The organism is Kitasatospora sp. MMS16-BH015, assembly GCF_002943525.1.
GTDB lineage: Bacteria > Actinomycetota > Actinomycetes > Streptomycetales > Streptomycetaceae > Kitasatospora.
The window spans coordinates 205,974-232,584 of the sequence record NZ_CP025394.1 but is presented as its reverse complement, the minus strand read 5'-3'; the positions used below and the strand labels follow the sequence as shown (position 1 = coordinate 232,584).

Sequence of the window (26,611 nt, the reverse complement as noted above, 5' to 3'; positions counted from 1 at the left end):
GGGGTGGACGGGACGAGCCCCGCGACCGGGGACGACCGACGTGCCGTCGAGCGCGAAGTGGCCCTCGGCACCGCCAAGTTGATGCCCGACCTGGACGACGAGCAGGGCTGGCTGCTCACCCTGGACGGCACCCCGCAGTCCTACGTGGACCTGGCCGACCCGGCCCACCTGGAGTTCGAGTACACCCGGCGGATCGCCCACCTGCTCGACGCGATAGAGCCGGACGGGCCGCTGACGGCCCTGCACCTGGGCGGCGGCGCCCTCTCGGTGCCGCGCTACCTGGCCGAGGCCCGGCCCGGCTCCCGCCAGCGGGTGGTCGAGGTGGACGGACCGCTGGTCGAGCTGGTCCGCGAGGTGCTGCCCTGGCCGGCCGGCATCGAGGTGGAGGTCGGCGACGCCCGGGCCGCGCTCGCCGCCGCCCCGGCCGGGGCGGCCGACGTGCTGGTCGCGGACGTGTTCCACGGCTCGCGCACCCCCGCCCACCTGCTCTCGGTGGAGTTCGTCCGCCTGGCCGCCGCCGCGCTGGCGCCGGGCGGCTGCTACGCCGCCAACCTGGCCGACGGCCCGCCGCTGGCCTTCGCCAAGGCCCAGGCCGCCACCGTGGCCGCCGTCTTCCCCGAGGTCTGCCTGGTGGCCGAACCCTCGGTGCTGCGCGGGCGCCGGTATGGCAACGTGCTCCTGGTCGGCTCGGACCGGCCGCTGCCGGTGGAGCGGCTCTCCCGGCAGCTGGCGGCCGATCCCTTCCCGGCCCGGCTCTGCGAGGGGGCCGAGCTGGCCCGGCTGCTGCGCGGGGTCGCGCCGGTGACGGACGCCTCCGCCGTGGACTCCCCGCCGCCACCCGCCGGGGCGTTCAGTCTCGGCTGAGCGGGGACGGGCTGACGTGGTGTCAGAATGGGCCGAGGTGACGGGTGGGGCCACGGGGGTCGCACGGTGAGGAGAGACCGATGGATGCCGACCGGATCGAGCCCCGGCTGACGGACGTACCGGAGACCGCCCTCTGGACGCTCTACCACCGGGCCGTGGAGGCGCGGCGGCCCGACACCGTGCTGGCCGACCCGATGGCCGTCGAGCTGCTGGACCGGATCGACTTCCCGTTCGAGCAGCGGTTCGGCCCGGCCCGGGGCCCGGCCGCCCAGCTGCAGGCGCTGCGGGTGGCCTGCTTCGACCGCGAGGTCCGCGACTTCCTCGACCGCTGCCCGCGCGGCACCGTGGTCGCCCTCGGCGAGGGCCTGGAGACCCAGTACTGGCGGGTCGACAACGGCCGGATGAGCTGGCTGACCGTCGACCTGCCCGAGGCCGTGGAGCTGCGCGAGCGGCTGCTGCCCGCCGCGCCCCGGCAGCGGACGGTGGCCTGCTCGGCCACCGACCCCCGGTGGATGGCGGAGGTCGACCCGGCGCACGGCGTGCTGATCACCGCCCAGGGCCTGCTGATGTACCTGCGGCCGGGCGAGGTCCGGGAGCTGATCGCCGGCTGCGCCGAGCGGTTCCCCGGCGGGTCGCTGGTGCTGGACGCGATGCCGCGCTGGCTGACCAGGCTCTCGGCGGAGGGCCGGCTGCGCAGCCACGGCTACCAGGCCCCGGTGATGCCCTTCGGCATGGACGCCGTGGAGCGGCAGAAGCTGCGCACCGCCGGCCCGGCGGTGGCGGCCGTCCGCGACGTCCGGCCGGTGGGCGGGCGCGGGCTGGTCGGCGCGCTGCTGCCGCTGGCGTTGACCGTCCCGCCACTGGCCACCCGGCGGCCCTCGGTGGCCGTGGTGGAGTTCGCGGGCACCGCCGGCCTGGTCTGAGCCACCGGTAGGAACCCTTCACGGCGACTGGCCGTTACCGGGGCGGGTTAGGCTGCGGCTTGACCTGCTCTTTGCCGTGGTCCGTCCTGCTGACCGTCCTGTACCGCCCCGGAGGTAAACCGCCTTGCACATCGACGTGTGGATCGAGAGTGTCCCGCCGACCCTGGTCTACGTGCTGGTGGGGTTGATCATCGGGGTGGAGAGCCTCGGGATCCCGCTGCCGGGGGAGATCGCGCTGGTGACGGCCGCCGTGATGGCGGCCACCACGGGGTCGGTGAACCCGTGGATGGTGGCGGTCTGTGCGATCGTCGGGGCGATCGTGGGTGACTCGATCGGGTACTCGATCGGGCGCAAGGGCGGGAAGCCGCTGTTCGAGAAGCTGGGGCGCAAGTTCCCCAAGCACTTCGGGCCGGACCACCTGGACAGCGCCGAGCGGTCCTTCCAGAAGTGGGGCATGTGGGCGGTCTTCTTCGGCCGGTTCATCGCGCTGCTGCGGATCTTCGCCGGGCCGCTGGCCGGCGCGCTGCGGATGCCGTACTGGAAGTTCCTGATCGCCAACGTGCTGGGCGGGATCTGCTGGGCCGGCGGCACCACGCTGCTGGTGTACCAGGTCGGCAAGGTGGCCGAGCAGTGGCTGAAGAGCTTCTCCTGGATCGGGCTGATCGTGGCCGCGCTGGGCGGGCTGCTGTCGGCCTGGATCATGAAGCGGCGGGCGGCGAAGACCCGGGCCGAGCACCCGGAGACCAGCGGCGGGCGGCCGGTCTCCGAGGAGGCCGTGGGCAGCCGCTCGGAGTAGCGCCGTTCGGGATCAGAGCGGCTTGGGGCGGCGGTCGGCCGGGCGGCTGGGCGGGATCGGGCTGGCGGGGAAGTCGCGCGGCCCGCTCCAGAGCGCCGGGACGGCGTCGGTGCGGCGGGCCAGCTCGTAGGCGAGGGCCTCGTAGTTGACCCGCCAGCCCTTGAAGTGCGACCAGGCCTCGCGGATCGGGCGTTCGACCACGATGCCGGTGGCGCTGACCAGAGCGACGGCGGCGTCGAACTCCTCGAAGGTGAGCCGGACGGGGGCGTCGGGCTCCGGATCCGGGTCGAAGTCGATCCGCAGGGTGCGGGCGATGTCGCGCAGGGCGGTGAAGCCCGCGCGGAGCACCAGCCGCGCCTCCGGCGGGGCGCTGCGCGGGCAGAGGGCCAGCTGCATGGCGGCGGCGTCCAGCACCGCGAGCAGCCCGACCACCCAGTTGCGGTTGGGGCGCGGGGAGCGGAAGGAGAGCAGCACCGGGTAGTTGGAGTGGCCCTCGCCGATGTCGGCGGCCAGCCGCTCCCAGTCCCGGTAGAGCTGCGGCAGGGCGGTCTCGGTGTCCACCAGCTGCTGGCGGGCCAGCAGCTCCGGGCCCCAGGCGGGCTCGCCGGCCCGGGACTGGAGCAGGGTGACCTCCACCTCGCGCCGGTTGTAGGCGCCGTAGAGGGTGGGCAGGTAGGCGATCAGCAGCGCCGTGATCAGCGGGCCGCTGGCCGCGGCGAGGAAGTCCAGCGCCGAGAGGTGCAGGCGGTCGCCGCTGGCGAAGCCGAGGGTGAAGAGGCTGGAGCCCGCCTCCCGGAAGGCCACCGCCCAGCTGAGGTCGGAGGTGCCGCGCAGCAGCAGGGTGTAGGCCAGCAGCATGGCGAGCAGCCAGTTGGCCAGCATGCCGACCAGGATCAGCGGGGCGAGCCAGGTCTGCGCGCGGTCCTGGGCGCGGTAGCCGCCGGAGACCGGGGCGAAGCGGCGCAGCACCACCCGGAGTGCGGCCCACAGCCGGTAGACCAGCGCGGAGTAGAGCCCGCGGGGGACGACCAGGGTGCGCAGGATGCTGGCGATGGTGGTGAGCAGCAGCACCGTGCCGACCAGGGTGTAGATCCACTTCATGGCGACCATTGTGGCCTGTGGCCCGCCGCGCGGTGCGGCGGGCCGGTCGGCGGTGGGGCGTGTCAGGCCGTCGACTCGGCCGTCGGCCCAGTCGTCGACCCGGCGATCGGCCTGGCCGTCGGCTCAGTGGTCGGCTCAGCCGTTGGCGAGGGCCTGGACGCGGTCGTAGGCGCCGTTGAAGTAGTTCTGGTCGCCGGCCAGGGTGCCGGAGTCGGCGTACTGCCAGATGGTCTGGTAGCTCCAGCCGTTCGGCAGGGTGCCGACGGAGGAGGAGTAACGGGCCACCCAGAGCGGGTTGGTGGCGCCGAAGCCGCCGTTGTTGCCGGTGCAGGTGGACCACCAGTCGGTGGTGGTGTAGATGACCGGGTAGCGGCCGGTGCGGCTGAGCACGGTGTTGCTGAAGTCGCGGATCCAGCTGACCATGCCGCTCTGGCTCAGGCCGTAGCAGGTGGCGCCGTAGGGGTTGTACTCGATGTCGAGCGCGGGCGGCAGGGTCTTGCCGTCCCTGGACCAGCCGCCGCCATGGTTGACGAAGTAGTTGGCCTGGGTCGCGCCGCTGGAGTTGTTCGGCAGGGCGAAGTGGTACGCGCCGCGGATCAGCCCGGCGTTGTAGCTGCCGTTGTACTGCTGGGCGAAGGAGGGGTTGGTGTACCCGGTGCCTTCGGTGGCCTTCACGTAGGCGAACCTCGAGCCGGCCGAGGCCTGGGCGCCCCAGTTCACGCTGCCCTGCCAGCTGGAGACGTCCTGGCCGAGGGTCTGCGAGACCAGCGGCTGCATCCCGGGGGTGCCGTGTCTGCCCTCGTGCGCCGCGACGGTGGAGCCGGCGAAGTCGCGGTCGTAGTGGTAGGTGGTCCCGGGCTTGGCGTTCGAGGAGTCGGCGGCGGCCAGTGCGGGCGCGGCGGCCAGACCGCCGAGCAGCAGGGAGGCGGCGGCGAGGGTGGCCGAGGCGCGGCCGAGCAGGCGGCGGGCCGGGGCCGGGTGCGGCTGGGCAGGGTGGAACGAAGGTGCGGTGCCGGGCATGAGCGCTCCTTGGTCCTGGTGGGGCTGGGGCGTCGGATCCGACGCAGAGAGGAGGCTAGTCATGGACCCGACAGGTACGCCACGGTGTTGACCCAACATCAGATGAACGCTCGGAGTGTGGGCGGACGCCATGGCGGCGGGCGGCCTGGGGCGTTTCGGGGCGTTGTGGCACGATGCAGGGGCGGCGGCCCGACGGCCCGCCGGTGGAGTGCAGTGCCGAACGAGCAGTCGAACGAGTTGACGAGTTGGAGCGTGCCGGATGGCGTCCGAGACCCCTGAGCTGACCTTCCGCCCGGCCGGGCCGGCCGACGTGCCCGCGCTGGTGGCACTGGTGGAGTCCGCCTACCGGGGAGACGCCAGCCGGGTCGGCTGGACCACCGAGGCCGACCTGCTGGACGGCCAGCGCACCGATGCCGAGGCCGTGGCCGAGCAGATCGCCCGGGCGGACACGGTGGTGCTGCTGGCCGAGGCGGCCGGCGAGCTGCTGGCCTGCTGCCTGCTGGAGCACCGCGGCGACAGCGCGTACTTCGGCATGTTCTCGGTCCGCCCCGACCGCCAGGGCGGTGGCCTCGGCCGGGCCGTGCTCGAGCAGGCCGAGCGGACCGCCGCCGAGCGGTGGGGTGCGGCCGAGGTGGAGATGACGGTGATCGGCCAGCGCGAGGACCTGATCGCCTGGTACGTCCGCCGCGGCTACCGGCGCACCGGCCTGCGCTCGCCCTTCCCCTACGGCGAGGAGCGGTTCGGCGTGCCGCGCCGGCCCGACCTCTACTTCGAGAAGCTGGTCAAGGCCGTCTCGGCCTGAGCGCGGCTGCGCGCTATTCGCCGTACAGGCTGTGGCAGAGCTTGGCCTGGTCGGAGCCGGGGGACCACTGGCCGAGGCGTTCGGCCTCGGAGCAGACCTGGAGGGAGGGCATCAGGTCGGGGTCGGTGCTCGGGGGCGGGGCCGCCGGAGTGGTGCTGTGGTGCGTGGTCGAGGCGCGGGGGCGGCTGCTCGGGGTGCGGGAGGGCCGGGGGCTCGGGGCGTGGGTCTCGGCCGGGGGCGTGGACGCCGGTGGGGTGGGCGACGGGCTCGGGGTGGTCGGGGTCGGCGAGGGGCTGGGGCTCGGCGTCGGGCTCGCGGTGCTGGGCTCGGGCGGGGGTGCGGGGGTGCCCGCGTCGGCGGGGCCCCCGCAGGTGGCCAGCAGCGCCCCGAGGGTGACGGCGCCGGTCAGGGCGGCGGCCGAGGACCAGAGCAGCCGGCGCCGCCGGCGGCGCCGGAGCGCGGGCAGCGGCGTGACCGGCGGCTCCCACGGGGTCGGCGGAGGTGGCGGCGGCTGCTGCTCCCAGCCGTACTGCCACGGCGCCTGCCACTGCTCTTCCACGCTCGGCCTCCCGCACGGTCCGGCCCGCCCGGACGGCGGGCCGTGGCGATCCGCCGGGCCGGCGGGTCGCAGTAGCCCGCACGGGTGGCGGGCCGTCGTGCTCAACGAGCCAGCCGGGGGAGCGGAACGCCCTCCGGGCGGCGCGCGTGGGGTGCGCATTGGGGGCGCACGTCACATGCTGGGGACATGGACAACACGTCAGAGCACGGCGCGTCAGATCACAGCAGGTCAGCGGGGGGCGCGGGAGGCAGTGGTGGTGCGCCGGCGGTGGAGATCGCCGAGTACCGGACCGACAGCCGGTACCGGCTGGTGCACTTCCGGGGCGCCGGGTGGGAGCCGCTGGCCCCCGAGGAGCTGGAGCCCCGGATCAAGCAGCTCTTCCCGGAGGTGGATCCGCACGACCCCGGGCAGGTGGTCTGGGCGGACCGGCCCTGGGAGTGGCCCGCCTGGCATCCGGGTGAGGCGTGAGCGGCTGCTGTCAGGGCCTTCAGGGCCAGAGCAGGGTGCGGTCCCAGGCGCCGTCGGGCCGGCGGCGGTAGGCCAGGCGGCGGTGGCGGCGGGAGGGGTCGCCCTGCCAGAACTCCACCTCCTCGGCCAGCACGGTGTACCGGGTGTGGGCGGCGAGGCCGTCGGCGTCGCCGGTCGCGGGGGCGGCGGCGGACCAGGCCGCCTCGCAGTCGGTCAGGCCGGCGAGCGGTTGGCTCTGGCGGCCGACGCGGAGGGCCCGTTCGCCGGCCGGGCTGAGGGCGCGTTCGGCGGCGGGGAGCCCGGCGAGGGGGACGGATTCGACCGGGCCGCGGACGCGGATCTGGCGGCCGAGCTCGGGCCAGTAGGAGGTGAGGGCGGCCCAGGGGCGCTCGGCCAGTTGGCGGCCCTTCGGGCTGCGGGCGTCGGCGTGCACGGACCAGCCGCCGCGCACCGGGTCGATGCCGCGGAGCGCCAGCACCCGGGCATCCGTCCGGCCGTCGTGGCCGGCGGTGGAGAGGGTGACCACCTGGGCATCCGGGACGCCCTCGCGCAGGGCGCCGAGCAGCCAGGAGACGTGCAGCTCGGCCGGGTCGGCCGGGGCCGTCGCCGGGTCGAAGGTGGGGAGCGGGCGGGCCATCGGGGGCCGGGTGCGGAGCAGCTCGTTCAGCTCGCGCAGCTCGTCGGCGGGGGTGGGCGCGGCGGGGTGATCGGGGTCCATGGGGCGACTGTAGGGGGGGAACGTCCGGTGACGTAGCATCGGGCGGCATGAACAGTGCTGATCCGGTGCCGAGCGGCACGCTGCTGAGCGCGAGCGGGGTCGACTTCGTCCGGGACGGGCGCTACCTGCTCCGGGGGATCTCGCTGACCGTCGAGGCGGGCCAGCACTGGGCGCTGCTCGGCGCCAACGGCGCCGGCAAGAGCACGCTGCTCGGCCTGCTCGGTGCGGTCTCGCACCCGACCAGGGGCGAGGTGCACGTGCTGGGCCGGCAGCTCGGCCGGGTGGACATCCGGGCGCTGCGCGCGCACCTCGGGCACGTCAACCCCCGGCACCCGCTGCGGTCGCCGCTGCCGGTGCGGGAGGTGGTGCTGACCGGGCTCACCAACAGCATCGAGCTGCTGCCGCGGTGGCGGCCGACCGCCGAAGAGTCCTCCCACGCCGAGCAGTTGCTGGAGACGCTGGGCATGGCCAAGCTGGCGGAGGCGACCTGGGACACCCTCTCGCAGGGCGAGCGGGGCCGGGCGCTCATCGCACGGGCGCTGATGCCCAAGCCGAGGCTGCTGCTGCTCGACGAGCCGGCCACCGGCCTCGACCTGACGGCCCGTGAGGTGCTGCTCGGCAGCCTGGACGAACTGCGCGGCCGGTACCCGGAGTTGGCGACCGTGCTGGTCACCCACCACCTGGAGGAGCTGCCCGAGACCACCACGCACGCGCTGCTGCTGCGGGACGGCGAGTGCGTGGCGGCCGGGCCGGCCGACCAGGTGATCACCACCGAGCTGATCAGCGAGTGCTACGCGCACCCGATCCGGATCGACCGGCAGGACGGCCGCTGGCAGGCCCGGGCCGCGCGGCGGCACCCGACCGGGCTCTGACCGTCGCCGGCCTCGGACCCGGCCTTGGTGGCTTGGCGGCTTGGGGTCAGGCGGGGAGCTGGGCCTCGATGGCGGCGATCAGCTCGGCGTCCTCCGGCTCGGTGCGGGGGCGGAAGCGGCCGGCCACGGTGCCGTCGGCGGCGATCAGGAACTTCTCGAAGTTCCACTGGACGTCGCCCGCCGCACCCTCGGCGTCGGCCGTCTCGGTGAGCTTGGCGTAGAGCGGGTGGCGGTCGTCGCCGTTGACGTCGATCTTCTCGAAGAGCGGGAAGGAGACGCCGTAGGTGGTGGAGCAGAAGGTCTGGATCTCCTCGGCGCTGCCCGGCTCCTGGCCCAGGAACTGGTTGCACGGGAAGCCCAGGACGGTGAAGCCGCGCTCCGCGTAGCGCTGCTGGAGGCGCTCCAGCCCGGCGTACTGTGGGGTCAGCCCGCACTTGGAGGCCACGTTGACCAGGAGGAGGGCCTTGCCCTTGTGGTCGGCGAGGGTGGCGGGCTCGCCCGCGAGGGTGCGGAGCGGGATGTCGTACAGGCTCACGGAGAGTCCCCTTCGGAAACCGGCCGGTGTACTGGTCGGCCGGGTGAACGGTGTCGGGCAGGTCGGGCAGGTGGCGGCGGGAGCCGCCGAAGGCACCTAACGGTATCCGGCGTTCCGGTGTTCCCGGGTGGGGGTCACGGAGTCGTCTTGGTGGGTGGCTCGGGGTGGAGGCGGTAGCGGCCGGTGGTGTCGGTGCGGACCAGGCCGCCGGTGGGGTGGGGGAAGTGGGTGCCGAGCAGCAGGGTGTCGGTGTCGGCGAGCTCGGCCAGCAGGTGGGCGCGGGTGCGGACGGCCTGGGCGGGGTCGAGGTCCACGCAGCTGGTCAGCTGCGGGTGGGCGAGCTGGACGGGGTGGTGGATGCTGTCGCCGGTGATCAGGGCCGAGCGGGCGCTGCCGCGCAGTTCGACCGCGAGCTGGCCGGGGGTGTGGCCCGGGGCGGGGCGGAGGTGGACGCCGGGGGCGATCTCCACGCCTCGGCGGGTGGTCCCGGTGGACTCCGGGAGGTCGACCAGGTCGAGCTGCCCGCTGTCGCGGACCGGGTGGACGGAGTCGTCGAACATCTGCTGCCGGGCCGGGTCCAGCTCGGTGGCGGCCCAGTGGTCCCACTCCGTGCGGGCGGTCAGGTAGCGGGCGTTGGGGAAGGTGGGCTCCCAATGACCCTCCAGCAGACGGGTGTTCCAGCCGACGTGGTCGGTGTGCAGGTGGGTGGTGACGACCAGGTCGACGGTGTCCGGGGCGAACCCGGCGGCGGTGAGGCGGTCGGTGAAGTCGGTCTCCAGGCCGTGCCAGGCCGGGTTGGCACGGGTCTTGCCGTTCCCGATGCCGGTGTCGATCAGGATCCGCAGGCCGTCGGCCTCGACGGCGAAGCTGTGACTGACCAGGAGCGGGGCGTCGGCCTCGGTGAAGTCGGGCCGGAGCCAAGGCAGTTCGGCGAGCAGGGCCGGGGTGGCCTCGGGGAGCAGCCAGCTGCCGGTCTCGGCGGGGAGGGTGATCTCGTCGATGCGGTGGATGCGAAGGTCGCCGAGGCTCCAGGAGGGGGCGGCGGGGTGTGCGCTCATGGAGCCGAGGATATACGCAAAGATTTAGCTTTAGTGAGGCGGGGGTGATGGCCCGTCAGGGGTGGTCGCGTAGGGCGGCCTCGACCAGGGCGTGGGCGTAGGCGGGGGTGAGGCCGTCCGGGCGGAAGAGCAGACGGTAGACCAGGGGGGCCACCACGGTGTCCAGCAGGGATTCGACGCTCGGGACGGCTTCGCCTCGGCCGGCCGCGCGGACTCCGATGGCCGTCAGCTGGGCGGCGGCGTGGTCGGAGCAGCGGTGGGCGGCGGTGGTGCTCGGGGTCGTGGCGGCGCCCGGTGTGTCGTCGGGATCGGCGCCGCCGACGGCATCGCGTAGGTAGCGGCGTCCGGCGGGGGTGGCGAGCTCCTCGGTGAACTGCTCGGCCCAGGCGGCGAGGTCGGCGCGGAGGCCGCCGTGGTCGGCCGGCGGGCCGTCCGGCCTGAGGCGCTCCACGGCCACGTCGGCGAGCAGGGTCGCGAGGTCGCCCCAGCGGCGGTAGACGGTGGACGGGGTCACCCCTGCGGCGGCGGCGATCGCGGGGACGGTCAGGCCCGCCCGGCCCTCGGCCGCTTCCAGGTCGCGGACCGCCCGGTGGACGGCCTGCTGGACCCGGGCGCTGCGGCCGCCGGGGCGGGTGGCGAAGGGCGTGGGCGGTCTCTCGGTCATGGTGGCCAGGCTAACGCAGGATCTTTGCGTTCCGGTGGAGCCTCAGGAGGTGGCGAGGCTGGAGAAGGTGACCCGGCCGCCGTCGGTGGAGGAGGTGCTGGTGACGGCCTGCTGGTAGTCGCCGGCCTGGAAGCGCTGGTCGGTGGCGTGGAAGGCGGCGGTGGTGTGCTGGGTGATCCGGTGGGTCTTGCCGTTGTACGTGGCGGTGACCAGGATGTCGCCGTTGCCCTGGTCGGTGACGGTGTAGGAGAACCGGGCGCCGAGCGGGACGCCGGTGAGCACGGTGTCGGTCTGTGAACCGCTGCCCTGGAGCGCCTGCTTGACCACCGAGACGATGGCGCCGGCCCGCCAGTGCAGCATCTCGAAGGCGACCGAGCGGATCGGGCCGCCGCCGTGGATCTGGCCCACGCAGACGTCGTCGGTCTGGGCGGGGGCCTGGGTGACGCGCAGGGTGGCGGCCAGGGTGTGGGTGGGGCCGGTGCCGAAGGCGAAGTCGTGGGTGGAGACGAGCTCGGTGCGGGCGTGCTCGGAGTTGGGCGTCCTGGCACCGGCCACCGGGGCCCAGAAGGTGAGGGCGCCGTCCGCGGCCCGGGTCAGCCAGGGCGGGCTCACCTTGGCCGGGTCGAGCTCCACCGCCGTGCCACTGGGCCGGCCGGCGCTGTCCACCGGCAGGGTGAGCTTCCAGCCGGCGAGCGGGACGGTGGAGTCGGCGGCGTCGGTGATGTCGTCGTCGGCGGTGGTCTCGGGTGCGGCGGTGGTCTCGGGTGCGGTGGTGGGCCGGGCGTGGCCGTGGGCGGTGGTGGCCGAGCAGCCGGAGAGGAGGAGAGTGGTGAGGACCAGGGCGGCGAAGGTACGGGGCGAGCGGGCGTCGGCCATGGGTGCTCCTCTGGCGCTGGGTTCGGGTGCACGCGGCCGTGCGTACCGCGCAGCTTACGGGGCGGCCCCGGCCCGGAAGGGAGCCGGGGCCGCCCGGGGAGGGGTCAGGAGACGGTGAGGGCGGCGTCGTCGATGGTGAAGTCGGTGGTGCCGCCGTTGGCGTCGGTCTCGGTGCCGGTGAACTTGAGGGTGACCGTCTGGCCGAGGTAGGGGCTCAGGTTGAAGGTGCGCTGGGTGTAGCCGGTGTTCTTGTCGAGGTTGCTGTAGGTGGCGAGGGTGGTGAGCACGGAGCCGGTGCTGCCGAGGAGTTGCACCTTGAAGGTGTCGGGCTTGGCCGTGGTGGTGTTCTCGGTGGTGTCGATGTGCTGCCAGTAGGAGAGGGTGGCGGCGGTGCAGCCGGCCGGGAGGGTGACGGTCTGGGCGAGGGTGTCGGTGTCGGCCGCGCTGTTGCCGTCGAACCAGGCGATCCAGCTGCCGCCGTGGGCCGGTTCGGCGGTGGTGGCCTTGGTGATCGGGTTGAATCCCAGGCTGGAGGAGGTCGTCCAGGGGGCGTTGGTGGTGCCGCCCTCGAAGCCCGGGTTGCCGAGGAGTTGGGCCGGGGTGCAGGTGGAGCCAATGGCGGTGACGGTCAGCGTGTAGCTGGTGGTGTGGCTGCCGGAGGCGCCGGTGGCCTGCACGGTGACGGGGTAACTCCCGGCCGGGGTCGAGCTGTTGGTGGTCAGGGTGAGGGTGGCGGCGGAGCCGGCGGTGACGGTGGCCGGGCTGAAGGCGGCCGTGGCGCCGGAGGGCAGGCCGGTGGCGGTGAGGGTGAGGGACTGGGCGGCGCCGGCGGTGACGGCGGTGGCGACCGTCGTGCTGGCGGACTGGCCGGCGGTGACGGTGGCGCCGGCCGGGCTCGCGGAGAGGGAGAAGTCGTTGCCGGGGGCGGAGGCGGCGGTGGGGCTCCAGTAGTCGCCGGCCATCACCAGGTAGACCAGGGTCTTGATGGTCTCGCCGTAGTAGTGGTCGCCGAAGGGGTTGGTGCCCAGGTAGTTCCAGAGGGTGTCCGTCCAGGCCTGGTCACCGGCGGCCATCGCGGCCGGGCCGACCGAGTCGCCCGCCTCCTCGGCCTGGTCGCCGGTGGAGTAGGCGGTGCAGTCCAATTTGGTGTGCGGGTAGACCTTCTGGGGGTTGCCGCCGGATTCGCCCTTCAGGCAGGCGGACTCCTTCTTGGCGACCGCCAGGGTGGTGGGCGAGCCGTAGAGCAGCGCGTCCGTGCCCAGGTGCCAGGGCACCCGGATGGAGTTGTAGCCGACGATGTTGTCCGGCTGGCTCTCCTGGTAGTTGGCGGGCGCGGGCTTGGGGCCGGTGGTGTCGGCGCCGACCACGAAGTCGGAGAGCAGGCCGCCGGTGGCGGAGTAGGCGCCGGTGAACTCGTTGATCACCGCCTCGGTGCGGGTGATCACCTTGTTCCAGTCGTGCGCCGTGTCGTACGCGGCGAAGGCCCGCAGGTGGTCGAGCATGTGGTCGGAGGGCCGGGTGTCGGTGTTCGGCCCGTCGTCCTCGCACTTGAGGTGACCGTCGGGCGCGACGTCGTGGGCGTAGATCGAGCCGAGCCAGCCGAGCGCGTCGGCGCTGTAGCCGCCCCACTGCTTGTCGGCGAGGATCAGGCCGTAGCCGATGTCGAGGTCGCCGTCGGTGGCGGCGTCGGGGGTGCCCCCGCTGTAGTACTTGCAGCTGACACCGTCGAGTTGCCACTGCATGAGCCCGTACTGGTCCTTGTGGTCCTTGACCAGCTGCCAGAGGCCGTTGAACTCGGTCTGCGCGTTGGCGTCGTACCCCGCCATCAGCGGGACGATGTTCATCCCGTACCCCTGGCCCTCGGAGACCGGGCCGTTGTTGGTGGCGTCGCCGTCGCCCTTGGTCGAGACGTAGTACTCGTTCGAAGCGCAGCCGTGGACCAGGTAGTTGGCCTTCCAGGAGTCGTACTGCTTCTGGACGGCGGCGTCGCGGGTGGCCTGGGAGGCGGAGGGCAGGACGCCGGTCCTGTAGGTGGTGTGGGTCGGGAAGGGGTGGGTCGCGGCGGCCTGGAGGGCTTGGGCCGGGGTGGTGGTCAGGGCGGTGAGGGAGAGGCCGACCAGGGTGGCGGCGAGGGCGGCGGCAAGGGGGTGCTTCCAACGGGTGCGCACTCGGGACTCCTTCGCGTGGGGGCGGCGAGCAACTGTTAGGAAAGCTTCCTTACTTATGGGTGTCAAGAGCTGTCGCGAACCTGGCGGGAAGTCAGGTGGGGAGAAGTGGCGCCCGGTTGGCGTCCGGGCCGGTCAGGCGCGGTGGGTGCGGTGGTCGCCGTCCAGGATGACCGTGAGCGGTTCGACCTCGGCCCAGAGGTCCAGGTACTCCTCGGTGCGGTAGCCGAGACCGGCCATGCGCCGCATCTCGCGTTCGTAGGCGGAGAGTTCCTCCGGCAGATAGAAGGAGGGACCCGTGATGGCCGCCTCGGCCACCTCCGGCCGCTCGGTTGCCAGCGTCCGGAGGATCGCTGCTTCCAGTGCCCGGCTCAGACGGGAGCCGCCGTGGTCCAGGGTCATCTTCGAGGGGCCGGGGTGGGCCACGAGGCGGGCCGCTCGCTCGATCCGTGCCGTCTTCGTCGCGACGATCTCCCCGTCGGCCCCGGTGAGGACGGCCAGCACCAACTGGTCGCTGCCGTCGAGCGCAGCCTGCGCCTCGTGGGCCCGGACCGCCGATGGCGAGAAGCAGTCATCCGGCGAGCCCCAGGAGGTGGCGAGGTACCGGCAGTAGGGGTCGAGGAACTCCTCGGGCACCGCAGTGCCCCAGGACACCAGACGGTACCCGGCGGGCATCGGCAGGTCCCAGAGCGCCGCATCGGTCGCTGCCAGCTCGAGCCGGTGGGACACCACCCGCCTGGTCGGCTCGAAGCCGAGGCGCGCCAGCCAGGCCTCCGCCGGTGTGCCGCCCCGGATGGCGGCCAGGGAGATCCGGTCCTTGCCGTGCTCGCCGGCCTGTGCCGTCAGCAGACGCAGCAGCTCCGTGCCGATGCCCCGCTGCCGGTGCTGCGGGTGGACGGAGATCGTGCTGAAGGCGATGCGGACGTAGTGGTCGGCGTCCTCGTGGGAGATGTCGTAGCGGGCGGAGGCCACGATCCGGCCTTGCTCACGGGCCAGCCACAGGAGGTCGGTGCTGCGCTCCGAGACCTCATCGCGGAATCTGCTCGTCATGGCGTCGAGCGTCGGTGGGGTCCGCTCGGGCCGGTCGTGCCGCGAGGACATGACCCAGTACGCGTGGACCTCGCGCCATTCGTCGTCGGTGGCCAGGTTCGGGTCGAAAAGCTCGAAATCCACCCGGCTCCCTCGGTCGAAGCATCGTCGGGACACCCTAGTGCAGCACGCCTGGAGGGGTGGCGTGGCCGGCCGGATCTTGAATTCGCTAGATCAACTGTCAGTGTCCTGTCAGCTGAACGTTCGGTTTTTCACTCGCCGGGATGATCTTCTGCTTGTCGGTCTGGTGAGGTCCCGTGGTGATGCGGCTTCCTCGTAGGCATTGATGATGTCTTCTTGGGGGGCGCGATGCGCTTGCTACACCAGTCCGTGCCGCTGTCGTGGACAGCGGCACCCATGCCCGCGGACGCAGCGGAGCTGCTCCGGCAGCTGGAGTCCCGGGTGATCGCCCGGGTCGAATCCGGCGGGGCGGTGCGCGATGCCTGCCGCAGCCGTCCACTGGAGTCGGCGCTGGCCCTGCGTCTGGTGGAGCGCTTCGGCCGGGGCGCGGCGTCCGCCACCGGGCTTCGGACGTACTTGGCGGACCGGTTGCCCGGGCTGGAGGGCGTCGAGCGGACGCTCGCCGAAGCGGCGCTGGGCGGCCGCGGACTGGCGCGGGACGCGGGGGCGGAGTGGCTGACCCGGGCACCGGGCTTCACGGCCGACCGCAAGCGGGCGCTGCTGGAGATGCTCGCGGTGGTCTTCGACGACCGTCATGTGCCGGTGTGGGAGGAGCGCGCCTTCGACCGGGCCGGGCTGCACAGCTGGGCCCTGGTGCAGATGACGGCGGTCAAGGTGGTCGTGGCGGTCGCCGCCGGACGGTCCGAGCAGGTGACGGACGAGGACGTCCGCCGGCTGGTGGACACCCAGCGGGCCCCGCACGTGTGGGAGGGCAACGTGCTCCTGCACCTGTCCGTCCTGCACGCCTTGGTCCGGCTGCCGGGTACGGAGGAACTGGTCCTGGGCGGCCTGTCCAAGCTGGTGTCACATCAGCGCGCGGACGGCGGACTGCCGTTCGTCTCGGACACCGACACCTGGTGCACTGCGACGGCCGGGGTGGCGCTGGCCTCGGTCGGTACGGCGCCGTACGTCCTGCACCGCCTGGCCGGGCATCTGGTCGGCCGGCAGCTGCCGGCGGGCGGCTGGTCCTACACCGATCTCTCCTGCCAGACGGACGTGGACGACACCTCGGTGGCGGTCCAGTTCCTCCACGTACTGGACGCCGAGCGGTACGCCGGGGCGATCAGTCGGGGCATCCGGTCGCTGCTGTCGGTGCACGGGGCCGACGGCGGCTTTCCGACCTACACGACCGGCGCGCCGTCGGAGGCGTCGATGACCGCTGCCGCCGTGGACGCGCTGACGGTTCGCCCCGAGGCCCACGGCCCGACGATCGCCAAGGCTCTGCGCTTCCTGGCCGGCGAGCAGCGACCGGACGGGTCGTTCCCGCCGGACTGGAGCAGCGCCCGGCTGCACACCGTCTTCCGGGTCCTGCTCGCGGCCCAGCGCGCGGCGAGCCCGGCCCCGGCGGTCGAGCGCATGGTGCGGCGCAGCGCTGAGCTGGTGTGCTCGCAGCAGAACAGCGACGGCGGCTGGGGACAGCAGGCCGGCGATGCCAGCGACGTCATCAGCACGGCCTACGGCCTGACCGCCCTGTGTGCGCTGCCCGGGGCCGATCCGGAGGCGGCGCTGGCCGCGGCCGGCTTCCTGGTCAAGCGGCGGACAGCGGAGGGCGGGCTGGACGCCGTCTCGGACTCCATCGGTCCGAGGCCCTTCGTCTTCACGGTGCCGGTGCTGCCGGAGATCTTCACTCTGCTGGCGCTCGGTCACCTCTCCGAGCGCCTCGCCCCCGCAGCCGAGGGCAGGGCACTGGCCGGTGCCGGTGCCGGTGCGGGTGTTGGTGCCGGTGCGGCGGGTGCGCGATGAGCGGGCAGGCCGCTGCCGCGGCGGTGCCCCGCCATGTCGGCTTCATCCCGGACGGCAACCGCCGCTGGGCACGCGTCCACGGTGTCTCCGTCCTGGACGGCCACCGACGTGGCGCCGAGGTCACGGTGGCGGCGTTGCGCTGGTGCGCGCGGGTGGGCGTGGAGCGGGTCACCGTCTGGGCGCTGTCGCTGGACAACGTGCTGCGCCGCCCGGAGCTGGCCGGGATGCTCACCGCGATCACCGAACTGGCCGGCGCGGTCGCCGCCGAGGAGGGCTGGCGGCTGCGCGTCATCGGCGACCTCGACCGGCTCCCCGACCCGCGGTGCGCCGAGGCGCTGCGCGCGCTGGAAGCCGCTTCGCCGAAGGACTCGGTCCGCGAGGTCGCCCTCGCCGTCGCCTACGGCGGGCGGGAGGAGATCGTGGCGGCGGCCCGGGCCGTGCTGGCCGACGACCCGTCGGCTCAACTGGAGGCCGACGCCCTCACCAAGGAGATGGAACGCCGCCACCAGGGCGACTGCGACCTGGTGATCCGCACCTCCGGGGAGCAGCGCCTGTCCGGGTTCCTGCTGTGGCAGAGCGTCCCGGCGGAGCTGTACTTCACGGACGAGCTGTGGCCGGACTTCACCGAGGACGCCTTCCGGCGGGCGCTCGCCTCCTACGCCGCGCGCGATCGCAGGTTCGGCGCATGAGCGGTGACCCGGACACCGTTCGCGAGCTCTCGGTGCGGGCATTCCGGCACCTCGCGCGGCTCACCCCGCCGGGGGCTCCGCACCCGGAGGCCGCCGAGGTGGAGGACCGGCTGACGGGCTGGGCGGTCGCCACGGGCCTGTACGAACCAGGTCGGACCGAGGCGCTGGCGCGGCGCAGGATCGGCCACCTGGCCGGCTGGTGCATGCCCGACGCCCCCACCCCGGTGGTCCGACTGACCGCCCAGTACCTCACGTGGGTCTTCGCCTTCGACGACACGGTCGCCGAGGACCAGGAGCAGTTGGAGCGCCACGCGGCGCTGGACCTGCCCCGGGTGCTGGAGACGGGCACCCTCCCGCCCGGCCGCTGCGGCGCCCTCGTGCTCGCCCTGGCCGCCGTGCGCCGGGACATCGTGGACGCGGGCGGCACCGCGTTGCTGCCGCGCCTCGCGCACGGACTGCGGCAGTACCTGGCGAGCTGCGCGAGCGAAGGCCCCTGGCGGGCCGGAGGCACCCCGCCCACGCTGGCCCGGTACCTCGACGACCGCGCCCACACCTCCGGCGGCCACCCGCTCTACCTGCACCTTCTCGCGCCAGGCATGCCGCCGCTCGGCGAGCCGCTGCCCAGCGCCGCCGTCGGACTGGCCGAACAGGCCTTCCTCATCGGCGCGCTGGCCAACGACCTGCTCGGATTTGCGGTCGAAGCCCGACAGGGCGATCCGGTGAACGTGATCACTGTGCTCGCCCATGAGTTCGACCTCGACCTGCCGGAGGCCCACCGCGCCGCCGGCGTCCTGCACGCCGCCCAGAAGCACCGGTTCGACACCGACCACGACCGGCTGCTCGCGGACGTCTCCCTCGGTGACCCGCAGCGGGCGTTCGTGCGCGCCGTCGGCGGCTGGGTCGCGGGCAGCGCGGCGGCGATCGAGCCGTACCTGCGCCACTTCCTGAGCCTCGAACCCGAGCCGACCCCGAACCAGAGGAGCACGCCATGACCCCAGCGGCATCCCGCACCGTCCACGTGGTCGGCGCCGGCATCGCCGGCCTCACCGCCGCCTGGCGCCTGCAGCAACAGGGCGTCACCGTGCGCGTCTTCGAACGCGAACCCGAAGCCGGTGGCCGGATGCGCACCGTGACCCAGGACGGATTCCGCATCGAACTGGGCGCCAGCATCCTGGGCACCAACTACACCCGCATGCTCGACCTGATCAAGGAACTCGGCATCGAAGGCCAGTGGGGCCGGGCCACCGCCGAGTGCGGCTTCTGGCGCGACGGCCGGGTGCACCGGCTGCGCGCCGACTCGCCGACCGACTTCGTCCGCACCCCGTTGATCGGTCTGCGCTCCAAGCTCTCCCTCGCCAAGGTGCTGCCCACCCTGGTGCGCAACCGCAAGTACCTCGACTGGGACACCACCGACCGCAACACCGAACTCGACCGGGTCAGCGCATCCGAGTACACCCTGAACCGGCTCACCCCCGAGATCCACGACATCCTGTGCGAGCCGCTCTTCGGCGGCGGCATCGTGCTCGGCGACCCGGCCGAACTGGCCGCGGCGGACATGTTCTTCTACGCCGCCAAGCTCCTCGTCCCGCACTTCAACTCCGCCCAGGGCGTCGGCCTCCTCACCCGGACCCTGGCCGACCGCCTCCCCGTCACCTGCGAGGCCACCGTCACCGCCGTGCGCACCACGGACCGGGGCACCGTGCTCTCCTGGTCCCACCGCGGGATCCCGCAGCCCGACGAGCACCCGGACGCCGTCATCGTCGCCCTGCCGGCGCCCCACGTCCCCGGCCTCCTGCCCCAACTGCCGGACGAGGAGGCCGCCTACCTCCGCTCGGTCCCCTACTCGCGCGGGCTCGTCGTCTCCTACGGACTCTCCCGACGCCCTCCGGAGCCGTCGCCGACCGTCTTCACCGCCCGTGCCACCCACCCGCAGATCGCCGGCATCGAACTGCACCACAACAAGATCGCGGGCCGAGTCGCCCACGGACAGGGCCTGATCACCGTCCACCCCCGCAAGGAGTTCACCGAACAGTGGTGGGACAAGGACGACACCGCCATCACCGCAGAACTCCTGAGCGCCGCGGCCACCATCCTGCCCGGTATCGAGACCACCGTGGTCACCACCCTGGTCAGCCGCCGCGACCCCGCCCTCGTCGTCCGTCCGGTCGGCGGCTACGCCGCCCTGCGCGCCTTCAACGCCCGGCGCCGCACTGCCGATCCCCGCATCCAGCTCGCCGGCGACTACTTCGGCCCCTCCAGCACCTACGGCGCCCTCCTGTCAGGCGAGCAAGCCGCAGGCCGAACGCTGGACCATCTCGCCGCCTCGTAGGGCGAGATCCCAGGGCAAGGACGGAATGCGTCGGTGCCCCGGGCCGCCGAGGCGGGCCGGGGCACCGGGGAGTGGGGTCAGCCGAGGTTGGCCTTGAGGAAGTTGGCGCCGTTGTAGGAGCCCCAGCCGGTCACCTTGTCGTAGCCGGAGGCGGCGCTGTAGGCGCCGTTGCTGCCGGTGGTGACGTCGTGGAAGGCCGTGCTGCGGGAGGCGGAGGCGGCCAGGTTGTAGATGGTGCCGTTGGCGAAGCCGAAGGCGGGCTTGGACTTGGCGGCGGCCTCGCTGTTGTAGAGGGCGGTGAAGGCGGCCCAGTTGGGGGCGGCCGCGCTGGTGCCGCCGAAGGTGTACCAGGCGCCCTGGGTGTAGATGGCCCAGCCGGTGGACGGGTCGGCGACGGCCGCCACGTCCGGGACGGTGCGGTGGCCCGTGGTGTTGACGGCGGACTGGTAGCTCGGGGTGGCGAAGGAGGAGGAGACCCCGCCGCCGCTGCCGGACCAGGCGGTCTCGCTGCTCCAGGCGTTGGTGGAGGTGGTCTTGAGGGTGGTGCCGCCGGTGCCGGTCACCCACGGGTCGGCTGCCGGGAAGTCGACCGAGGTGCCGCCGTTGCCCGCGTCGTCCGAGCCGCTGTCGCCCGAGGCCGCGTAGACGGACTGCCCCTGGGCCGCCGCCTCCTTGAGGTCGGTGTCGACGGCGGTGCGGTTCGAGGCCGTCTCGCCGGCCTCGTAGATGCCCCAACTGATCGAGATGATCGGCACGTTGTCGCTGACCAGCTTGGCGTAGATCGCGGTCTCGCCGGCGTCGCTGTTCGGCGCCTCGTAGACCTTGATCGCCGCGCCGGGGGCAAGCGCCTGGACCACCTCGATGTCGAGCTCCACCTCGTCCTCGCCGGAGAGGTCGGTGGTGCCGCCGCCCGCGCTGACCACCGTCGGGGTGGACGGGGTGAGCGAGTAGTACTTGTCGTACGCCGTGACGTTGGACTGCTTGAAGGCCGAGAACTCCAGCAGGGCCACGGTGCTGCCCTTGCCCGTGTAGCCCGCGCTGATCGCCGAGCCGACGTTGTACGCGGTGCGGGCCTTGGCCGGGCTCAGGCCGCTCGGGGCGCGGGTGACCGCGTTCGGGTCGGCCTGCTTGGTGGCGGTGGCGTGGTGGCTGTACTTGGCGAAGTCGTTCAGGCCGGAGACGTCGCTGACCACCGAGGCGATCTCGGCGGGCAGGGCGGGCGCCGTGGTGTTGGCGAAGAAGTCCCGCTGGGTGGTGGGGTCGTGGAAGGTGGCGAGGCTGGTGCCGAAGGCCCGCTCGACCTGGGCCGCGGTGCCGGTGGCCTCGATGGTGAGGTGGTTGGCGGTGGCCGGACTCACCGTCAGGCCCTGGGACTTGAGGTACTCGGTCACCTTGGCGACGGTGGCCGGGGTGGCACCGAAGCGCTGGGCGAACTGGTTGACCGTCAGATAGTGCTTGTACTGGGTCGACTTGGGGTCGGTGACCTGGGCCAGGAAGGTGTCCAGTCCGGCCGTGTCGCGCTGGTTGAGGCTCACCGCGACGGATATCCGGCGGTCGGCCGCGACCTTGCCGGTGCGGATGGAGTGGCTGACCGCCGGGAGGAGGTCGCCGCGCAGGTTCGTCGACCGGGCGGCCGTGAGGGAACCGGTCGAGTCGGCGGGGGTCGCCGCGAACACCGGGGTGGCCGCGAGGGCGAGCACCGGGAGCGGGGCGGCGAGCAGGCCGATGACGGGGCGAAGGCGGAGCTTCACAGGGGCCTCCAAGGCGTGAGGGGCACAGGCCGGGGATCGGCGGTTGCCGGGTTCCGGCTGATGCGCCGTGTACTGCTTGACTCGATGCGCTCAACTCTAGGAAGGCTGGGCCCTCGTCATAAGCGGGGTATCCCTTGCCTGCTCTGTGAACCGACGGTGTCGGTGAGGTTGCCGGAAGTGGCGGGGGATGGAGGGGACTTGGTGAGCAAGGGGGTGAGGGTTCAGGGGGTACGGGTTCAGGGGGTACGGGTTCAGGGGGTGAGGGGGCGGAGGGTGCGGGCGAGGGCGGTCCGGGAGCGGACGCCGAGTTTGCGGTAGATGCGGGAGAGGGTGCCCTCGACGGTCTTGACGCTGAGGAAGAGGGTGGCGGCGACCTCGCGGTTGGTGGCGCCTTCGGCGACCAGGCCGGCTATCCGGCGCTCTGCGGCGGTGAGTTCGGGGGCGGGTGGGGTCGAGCTGCCGCCGTTCGAGGGGCCGGGGGTGGCGGGGTGGTGATCGAGGTGGTGGAGTTCGCGTTCGATCCGGTGGCGGAGGGGGTGGGCGCCGTGGGTGACGCAGAGGGCGTGGGCCTGGGTGAGGGTGGTGCGGGCCGCTGCGCGGCGGCGGGCGCGGCGCTCGACCGTGCCGAGGGCCAGGAGGGCGGCGGCCTCCTCCAACGGGTGCTGATGGGAGCGGAGTTGGGCCACGGCTGACTGGAGCAGGGTGATGGCCTCGGCGGGCCGGCCGGTGGCGGCGAGGAGGAGGGCCTCCGCGCGGTGGAGTACGGCGGTGGTGACCGGCCCGGTGGGGCGGATGGCCTTCGCCTCGGCGAGGGTGTGGGCGGCCTCGGTGTGTTCGCCGAGGGAGGCGAGGCCTTCGGTGAGGGCGGCGAGGCGGCAGAGGGTGGCCGAGTCGGCGTGCTGTATCGACTGGCCGACGCTACGGGCGAGTTGGAGCACCTCGACGGCGGTGGCCGTGCTGGCCGGGTCCTCGTCGAGGAGGTGGGCGCGGCCGAGGAGGTCGAGGGAGCGGAGGAGGTGGGGTCGGTGGTTGGTGGCGGTGCTGCGGTGAACTGCCGTGGTGGCGAGGTGGATTGCGTCGGAGAGGTGGGGGCCGGTGTGGAGGTGGAGGAGGGCGAGGGCGTGGAGGGTGTCGGAGGCGGTGTCCGGAGGCGGGGGCTCGGTGGGGTCGAGGGCGGGGGTGGTGAGGCGGAGGTGGGTGTGGAGGTGGTGGTGGGCGGCTTGGGTGTCGCCCGCGGCGAGGTGGAGCCGGAGGGTGGGGAGGAGTGTTGCGGGATCGAGGAGTCGGGGGGCGTGCGCGAGGTGGTGACGGGCGGTGGGGAGGTCGTCGGATTCGAGGGCGAGGGTGACCTGGGTGGCGAGGAGGAGGGCCGATGGCGGGGTGGTGGGAGAGGGGGCCTGGGTGAGGACTTGGTGAGTGGTGGCGGTGTTGCCGTGGGTGGCGAGGCGGGCGGATGGCGGGGTGGTGGCGCGGGTGAGGACTTGGTGGGCGGCGGGGGTGTTGCCGTGGGTGGTGTGGAGGGTGGCGAGGAGGGTGAGGGCGGCGGTGCGGGCCTGGGGGTCGGTGGTGTGGGTGGCTGCCTCGGCGTGGTGGAGGGCCTGGGTGGAGTGGCCGGCTTGGGTGGCGCGGGCGGCGGCCCAGTAGTGGAAGGCGGCGCGGTGGGTGGGGTCTTGGGTGGGGGGCGATTCGTTCAGGCTCTGGGTGAGGAGGGTGGACGGGACGGAGGTGGTGAGGGAGTCGGCGTAGGTGTGGAGGAGGACGAGGCCGGCGGCGGAGCGGTGGTGGGGCGAGGGAGGGACGGCGGAGTGGGTGCCGTTCGGCTCGGGCGTTCGCAGGATGTGGTGGGCGTGGGTGCGGGCGGATTCGGGGGTGGGGGTGGTGAGGGCCAGCTGGGCGGCGGCGAGGTGGCGGTCCCAGTGGGCTGGGGTGGTGGGTGGGGTACGGGTGGCGGCGAGGAGGGCGAGTTCGTAGGCCGCCGGGGGGTTGGGGGCCTGCTGGGCGGCGGCGGTGAGGGCCTGGGCGAGGGGTTCGTCGGGGGCGGGGTGGGCGTAGGCGAGCTGGCGGGCGCGTTCGAGGGGGTCGGGGGTGGCGGCGGCGAGGGCGGTATGGGCGTCGCGGCGGGCGGTCGGGGTGGCGTCGGCCAGGACGGCGGCACGGAGGAGGCGGTGGTGGGGGTGGAGCGTGCCGTCCGGGGTGATGGTGAGCAGACCGCGGTGGACGGGCGTCGCGAGGATGGTCCCGGGGTCGGGGAGGCCGGCGGCGCGGAGCAGGTCGAGGGTCGGATGGGAGGCCGCGCAGGTGAGTAGGAGGGCGTGGCGGACGGCGGACGGGAGGCCGTGGAGGGGCTGGAGGAGGTGGGTGCGGAGCCGTTCCGGGGCGGTGGGGGGTTCGGCGGGGTTCTGGTGGTGGTTGGCGCGGGCCAGTTCGAGGGCGTAGCGGGGGTTGCCGGCCGAAGCTTCGTGGAGTTCGCGTAGACGGGTGGGGGAGAGGGGTTCGGCGGGGTCGGGGGATGGGTGTGCCGCGAGCTCGAGGGTGGGGTCGGCAAGGAGGTGGGCGAGGCCGGTGCGGGTGAGCGGGGGGATGGGGAGGGTCGGGGTGTCCGGGGCGAGGAGGGCGTGGTGACGGGGCGTCGCGGTGGGTGGGGTGGTCTCGGTGGCGAGGAGGTGGAGGTGGGTGCCGGCCGTGCGGCGGGCGAGGAAGGCGAGGAGTTCGGCGGTGGGGTGGTCGAGCCACTGGAGGCCGTCGACGAGCAGGAGTACGGGGTGGGTGAGGGAGAGGGTGCGGAGCAGGGCCAGGACGGCTAGGCGGAGGGCGAGTTGGTCGTGCGGCGTAGTGGGGGGTGCCGTGCGCAGCAGGGCTGCGTCGAGGGCGGCTCGGGGCTCCGGTGGCAGGGCGGCGAGGGCGCTGTCGGGGAGGTGGCCGAGGAGGTCGACGAGGCCGAGGAAGGGGAGGTGGCGTTCGGGCTCGGCCGGGGTGCAGTGCAGGAGGGTGAAGCCCGAGCGGGTGGCGAGGGCGCGGGCGAGGGTGGACTTGCCGATGCCGGCGGGGCCGTGGAGGAGGAGGGACTGGTGGCGGGCGAGCTGGGCGGCGGCCGAGCGGAGGAGCTCCTCGCGCGCGGGGGCGAAGGCGGGGTGGATGGGGGAGGGGGCGGGAGGGAGGTGCGGGGCCGCAGCGGCGGGTGTGAGGGGGAGTCTGGTGGCCGGGAAGTGGTGTGGGTCTTGGTGTGGTGCCGTGGTGGGCATGTCCCCGTCCTCCCCTGGTTGGTGTGGGCACGCCCTGAGCTGGGCTGACGGGTGTTCATCCCAGTGGGGTGGGCGGTGGGTCGTCAACCGGGTGGCGGGGGTGCGAGGGTGTTCGAAACAGAGAGTTCATGCCCGTTCTTGATGTGGCCACGCTGAGAATGGGCTGGATCATCCTCCAGCCGGGATGGCGAGGGACGGTGTACGACTCCACTCGTGGGCGGCGTCGGTCGGCGGCTTCAATCGGCACAACGAGCCGGTGAGGACGGTGGACCGACGTGGATCTGAACACGGTGGTGGAGGTGCGTGACGCCCGGCGTCGCGATGCGTGGCGGCTGGGCGACGCCTGGCTGGGCGGCGGGACGTACCTGTTCTCCGAGCCGCAGCCGCACCTGCGGCGGCTGATCGATCTGAGCCGGACCGGCTGGACACCGCTGACCGTAGCCGCCGACGGGGGCCTGGAGACCGCCGCCACCTGCACGATCGCCCAGCTGTCGCGGTACCCGAAGCCGGCCAGGTGGGCGGCGGTGCCGCTGTTCGAGCAGTGCTGCCGGGCGTTCCTGGCCTCCTGGAAGATCTGTAACCTGGCCACCGTGGGCGGCAACCTGTGCAACTCGCTGCCGGCCGGGCCGATGATCTCGCTGACCGCTGCGCTGGACGGGGTCTGCCTGCTGCGGGCGCAGACCGGGGAGCTGCGGCGGGTGCCGGTGACGGAGTTCGTCACGGGGGCGGGGCGGGGCGTGCTGCGGAGGGGGGAGCTGCTGCGGTCGGTGACGCTGGCTGGGCGGGCGTTGGCCGGGCGGATGGCCTTCCGGCAAGCCTCGCTGTACGGGCTCGGGCGGTCCGGGGTGCTGGTGATCGGGGCGGTGGATCCGGTGGACGGTTCGCTGAGCATCACGGTGACGGCCTCGACGGTGCGGCCGATCCGGCTCTGTCTCCCGCCCGGGCCGAACTAGGCCGCCGTCCGGACGGCGGTGGCGGAGGGGATCGGGTGGGAGGAGTACTTCGACGACATCCCACGAGGACGTGCCGGCGAAGCTGTACTCCTCCGCCCGGCACGAGCACCCGACCGAGGACCCTGGCGACACCCGGGTGCTGGACGAGGTGATGCGGTTCGTTGGTGAGGCGGCACCGCCCGGCCGAAGGCTGGGGGAGCGTGGCGGCCGTGGTGGCGGAGAGCGAGGGGGCGACAGAGGAGGGCTGCCGGCGGATCGAGGTGGCGTACGAGCCGCTGCCGTACGTGCTCGACCCCGAGCTCGCCATGCTGCCCGGGGCGCCCGTGCTCCACCCGAAGGGGCCCGAGGCGCGGATCGCGCGACCGGAGGCCAATGTGTGCGGGGAGGCGCACGGCGAGCTGGGCGACGTCGAACTCGGCTTTGCGGAAGCCGACTTGGTCTACGAGGAGACGTACCGGCCCCAGCGGGTGCAGCACGCCAGCCTGGAGACGCACGGCTGTGTCGTGTACTTCGAGGAGAGCGTGGAGGCGGGCGGGGAGCGGATCGTGGTGCGGTCGAGCACGCAGGTGCCGTTCCTCACCCGGCGGGCGCTGTACGACCTGCCGAGGGAGCGGGTCGGGGGCGGGTTCGGCAGCAAGCAGGAGATACTCACCGAGGACATCGCGGTGTTCGCCGCGTTGCGGCTGCACCGGCCGGTGAAGCTGGAGTTCACCCGGGCCGAGCAGTTCCACGGCGCCACCACCCGGCACCCGTTCCTGATCACCGTGAAGCTCGGCGCCCGCAAGGACGGCACGCTGACGGCGCTGCAGTCCTGGGTGGTGTCGAACACCGGCGCGTACGGGAACCACAGGCCGGCGGTGATGTTCCATAGCATCGGGGAGTCGATGGGGGTCTACCGGGCCCCGCACAAGAAGGTGTAGGCGTACTCGGTGTACACCAACGCCGTACCGGCCGGGGCCTTCCGGGGGTACGGGCTCGGGCGGTCCATGAACCCGCTCCAGTGCCGGGGCCAGGTGGAGGGCGGGGTGGCGCAGGCGCTCGGGGCCACGCTGTTCGAGCGGGTGCTGCTCGACGAGGGCGGTCAGGTCACCGCGGCGGCCTTCCGGCGGTACCGGCTGGCCGCGTTCGCGAAGGCGCTGCGGGACGCGACCGGGGTGCGGTTCACCGAGGCGCCGTTCCTGCGGGACAAGGTGTGGCAGGCGCTTGCGGGGCGG

The 26,611-nt window shown here is 73.4% G+C and carries 22 protein-coding genes and 2 pseudogenes; 12 read left to right on the top strand and 12 right to left on the bottom strand.

Annotated elements, in window-relative coordinates:
* Positions 1 to 81: 81 nt before the first annotated feature.
* The 3 genes from CFP65_RS01050 to CFP65_RS01040 all read left to right on the top strand — a co-directional run bounded on the left by CFP65_RS01050 (position 82) and on the right by CFP65_RS01040 (position 2,583).
* Entirely contained in the window at positions 82 to 864 is a 783-nt protein-coding gene (locus CFP65_RS01050) for a spermidine synthase (RefSeq protein WP_104820547.1), read from the top strand.
* Between the two features lie 80 nt (positions 865 to 944).
* Positions 945 to 1,787 carry a class I SAM-dependent methyltransferase gene (locus tag CFP65_RS01045; protein ID WP_104814313.1) on the top strand — a complete coding sequence of 281 codons (843 nt, stop codon included), beginning with the start codon at positions 945 to 947 and terminating at the stop codon, positions 1,785 to 1,787.
* Positions 1,788 to 1,911: 124 nt separating this feature from the next.
* A complete protein-coding gene (locus CFP65_RS01040) occupies positions 1,912 to 2,583 on the top strand; it encodes a DedA family protein (protein WP_104814312.1) in 672 nt (223 codons plus the stop codon).
* A 12-nt stretch (positions 2,584 to 2,595) separates the two neighbouring features.
* On the opposite strand, the gene CFP65_RS01035 is transcribed toward CFP65_RS01040, so the two are convergent.
* Together CFP65_RS01035 and CFP65_RS01030 are read right to left on the bottom strand one after the other, a co-directional pair.
* Positions 2,596 to 3,684: a hypothetical protein gene (locus CFP65_RS01035; protein ID WP_174805488.1), complete on the bottom strand. Its 1,089-nt coding sequence runs from the start codon at positions 3,682 to 3,684 to the stop codon at positions 2,596 to 2,598.
* A 135-nt stretch (positions 3,685 to 3,819) separates the two neighbouring features.
* A complete protein-coding gene (locus CFP65_RS01030) occupies positions 3,820 to 4,704 on the bottom strand; it encodes a lysozyme (RefSeq protein ID WP_104814311.1) in 885 nt (294 codons plus the stop codon).
* Positions 4,705 to 4,963: 259 nt separating this feature from the next.
* On the opposite strand from CFP65_RS01030, the gene CFP65_RS01025 reads away from it, so the two are divergent.
* Positions 4,964 to 5,506, top strand: a complete 543-nt coding sequence (locus tag CFP65_RS01025) for a GNAT family N-acetyltransferase (RefSeq protein WP_104814310.1) — start codon at positions 4,964 to 4,966, stop codon at positions 5,504 to 5,506.
* A gap of 13 nt (positions 5,507 to 5,519) precedes the next feature.
* Here the strand turns inward: CFP65_RS01025 and CFP65_RS01020 are convergent, their stop codons facing one another.
* Complete coding sequence (locus CFP65_RS01020; RefSeq protein WP_104814309.1) at positions 5,520 to 6,065, bottom strand: hypothetical protein; 546 nt, start codon at positions 6,063 to 6,065, stop codon at positions 5,520 to 5,522.
* 267 nt (positions 6,066 to 6,332) lie between these two features.
* Here CFP65_RS01020 and CFP65_RS01015 point away from each other — a divergent pair, with 267 nt between their 5' ends.
* Positions 6,333 to 6,533, top strand: a complete 201-nt coding sequence (locus tag CFP65_RS01015; protein WP_104814308.1) for a hypothetical protein — start codon at positions 6,333 to 6,335, stop codon at positions 6,531 to 6,533.
* A 19-nt stretch (positions 6,534 to 6,552) separates the two neighbouring features.
* Here the strand turns inward: CFP65_RS01015 and CFP65_RS41980 are convergent, their stop codons facing one another.
* Positions 6,553 to 7,251 (bottom strand): pyridoxine 5'-phosphate oxidase C-terminal domain-containing protein, encoded by a 699-nt coding sequence (locus CFP65_RS41980; RefSeq protein ID WP_305778245.1) that lies wholly within the window; start codon positions 7,249 to 7,251, stop codon positions 6,553 to 6,555.
* Between the two features lie 47 nt (positions 7,252 to 7,298).
* Between CFP65_RS41980 and CFP65_RS01005 the strand changes: the two genes are divergently transcribed.
* On the top strand, positions 7,299 to 8,123 hold the full coding sequence (locus CFP65_RS01005) for an ABC transporter ATP-binding protein (protein WP_104814307.1): 825 nt from the start codon (positions 7,299 to 7,301) through the stop codon (positions 8,121 to 8,123).
* 46 nt (positions 8,124 to 8,169) lie between these two features.
* On the opposite strand, the gene CFP65_RS01000 is transcribed toward CFP65_RS01005, so the two are convergent.
* The 6 genes from CFP65_RS01000 to CFP65_RS00975 all read right to left on the bottom strand — a co-directional run bounded on the left by CFP65_RS01000 (position 8,170) and on the right by CFP65_RS00975 (position 14,594).
* Positions 8,170 to 8,658 carry a glutathione peroxidase gene (locus CFP65_RS01000; RefSeq protein ID WP_104814306.1) on the bottom strand — a complete coding sequence of 163 codons (489 nt, stop codon included), beginning with the start codon at positions 8,656 to 8,658 and terminating at the stop codon, positions 8,170 to 8,172.
* A gap of 134 nt (positions 8,659 to 8,792) precedes the next feature.
* Complete coding sequence (locus tag CFP65_RS00995) at positions 8,793 to 9,716, bottom strand: MBL fold metallo-hydrolase (protein WP_104814305.1); 924 nt, start codon at positions 9,714 to 9,716, stop codon at positions 8,793 to 8,795.
* A gap of 55 nt (positions 9,717 to 9,771) precedes the next feature.
* Entirely contained in the window at positions 9,772 to 10,290 is a 519-nt protein-coding gene (locus CFP65_RS00990; RefSeq protein ID WP_371682510.1) for a TetR/AcrR family transcriptional regulator, read from the bottom strand.
* 132 nt (positions 10,291 to 10,422) lie between these two features.
* The gene (locus CFP65_RS00985) at positions 10,423 to 11,256 is read right to left on the bottom strand and encodes a polysaccharide lyase family 7 protein (protein ID WP_104814303.1); all 834 of its coding nucleotides are present in this window, start codon (positions 11,254 to 11,256) and stop codon (positions 10,423 to 10,425) included.
* A gap of 104 nt (positions 11,257 to 11,360) precedes the next feature.
* Positions 11,361 to 13,424, bottom strand: a complete 2,064-nt coding sequence (locus CFP65_RS41975; RefSeq protein ID WP_104814302.1) for a glycosyl hydrolase family 8 — start codon at positions 13,422 to 13,424, stop codon at positions 11,361 to 11,363.
* A 132-nt stretch (positions 13,425 to 13,556) separates the two neighbouring features.
* Positions 13,557 to 14,594, bottom strand: a complete 1,038-nt coding sequence (locus CFP65_RS00975) for a GNAT family N-acetyltransferase (protein ID WP_104814301.1) — start codon at positions 14,592 to 14,594, stop codon at positions 13,557 to 13,559.
* A 273-nt stretch (positions 14,595 to 14,867) separates the two neighbouring features.
* Between CFP65_RS00975 and CFP65_RS00970 the strand changes: the two genes are divergently transcribed.
* From CFP65_RS00970 to CFP65_RS00955, 4 genes are read left to right on the top strand one after another with little or no spacing between them, the layout of a single operon-like run.
* Entirely contained in the window at positions 14,868 to 16,433 is a 1,566-nt protein-coding gene (locus CFP65_RS00970; RefSeq protein WP_104814300.1) for a prenyltransferase/squalene oxidase repeat-containing protein, read from the top strand.
* A complete protein-coding gene (uppS, locus tag CFP65_RS00965; RefSeq protein WP_104814299.1) occupies positions 16,430 to 17,122 on the top strand; it encodes a polyprenyl diphosphate synthase in 693 nt (230 codons plus the stop codon). Before CFP65_RS00970 ends, uppS begins: the two co-directional genes overlap by 4 nt.
* Entirely contained in the window at positions 17,119 to 18,114 is a 996-nt protein-coding gene (locus CFP65_RS00960; RefSeq protein WP_104814298.1) for a terpene synthase family protein, read from the top strand. The genes uppS and CFP65_RS00960 overlap by 4 nt, the downstream gene beginning before the upstream one ends.
* Positions 18,111 to 19,451, top strand: coding sequence for an NAD(P)/FAD-dependent oxidoreductase (locus CFP65_RS00955; protein WP_104814297.1), 1,341 nt, complete (start codon positions 18,111 to 18,113; stop codon positions 19,449 to 19,451). Before CFP65_RS00960 ends, CFP65_RS00955 begins: the two co-directional genes overlap by 4 nt.
* A 77-nt stretch (positions 19,452 to 19,528) precedes the next feature.
* Here the strand turns inward: CFP65_RS00955 and CFP65_RS00950 are convergent, their stop codons facing one another.
* Both CFP65_RS00950 and CFP65_RS38605 read right to left on the bottom strand, forming a co-directional pair.
* Entirely contained in the window at positions 19,529 to 21,202 is a 1,674-nt protein-coding gene (locus CFP65_RS00950) for a protease pro-enzyme activation domain-containing protein (RefSeq protein WP_104814296.1), read from the bottom strand.
* 251 nt (positions 21,203 to 21,453) lie between these two features.
* A complete protein-coding gene (locus CFP65_RS38605; RefSeq protein ID WP_158701956.1) occupies positions 21,454 to 24,444 on the bottom strand; it encodes a LuxR family transcriptional regulator in 2,991 nt (996 codons plus the stop codon).
* A 275-nt stretch (positions 24,445 to 24,719) separates the two neighbouring features.
* On the opposite strand from CFP65_RS38605, the pseudogene CFP65_RS00930 reads away from it, so the two are divergent.
* Positions 24,720 to 25,457: pseudogene (locus CFP65_RS00930) on the top strand (FAD binding domain-containing protein); the annotation flags it as partial.
* A pseudogene (locus CFP65_RS00925) lies at positions 25,456 to 26,545 on the top strand (molybdopterin cofactor-binding domain-containing protein); the annotation flags it as partial. The pseudogenes CFP65_RS00930 and CFP65_RS00925, both read left to right, overlap by 2 nt.
* Positions 26,546 to 26,611 lie beyond the last annotated feature (66 nt).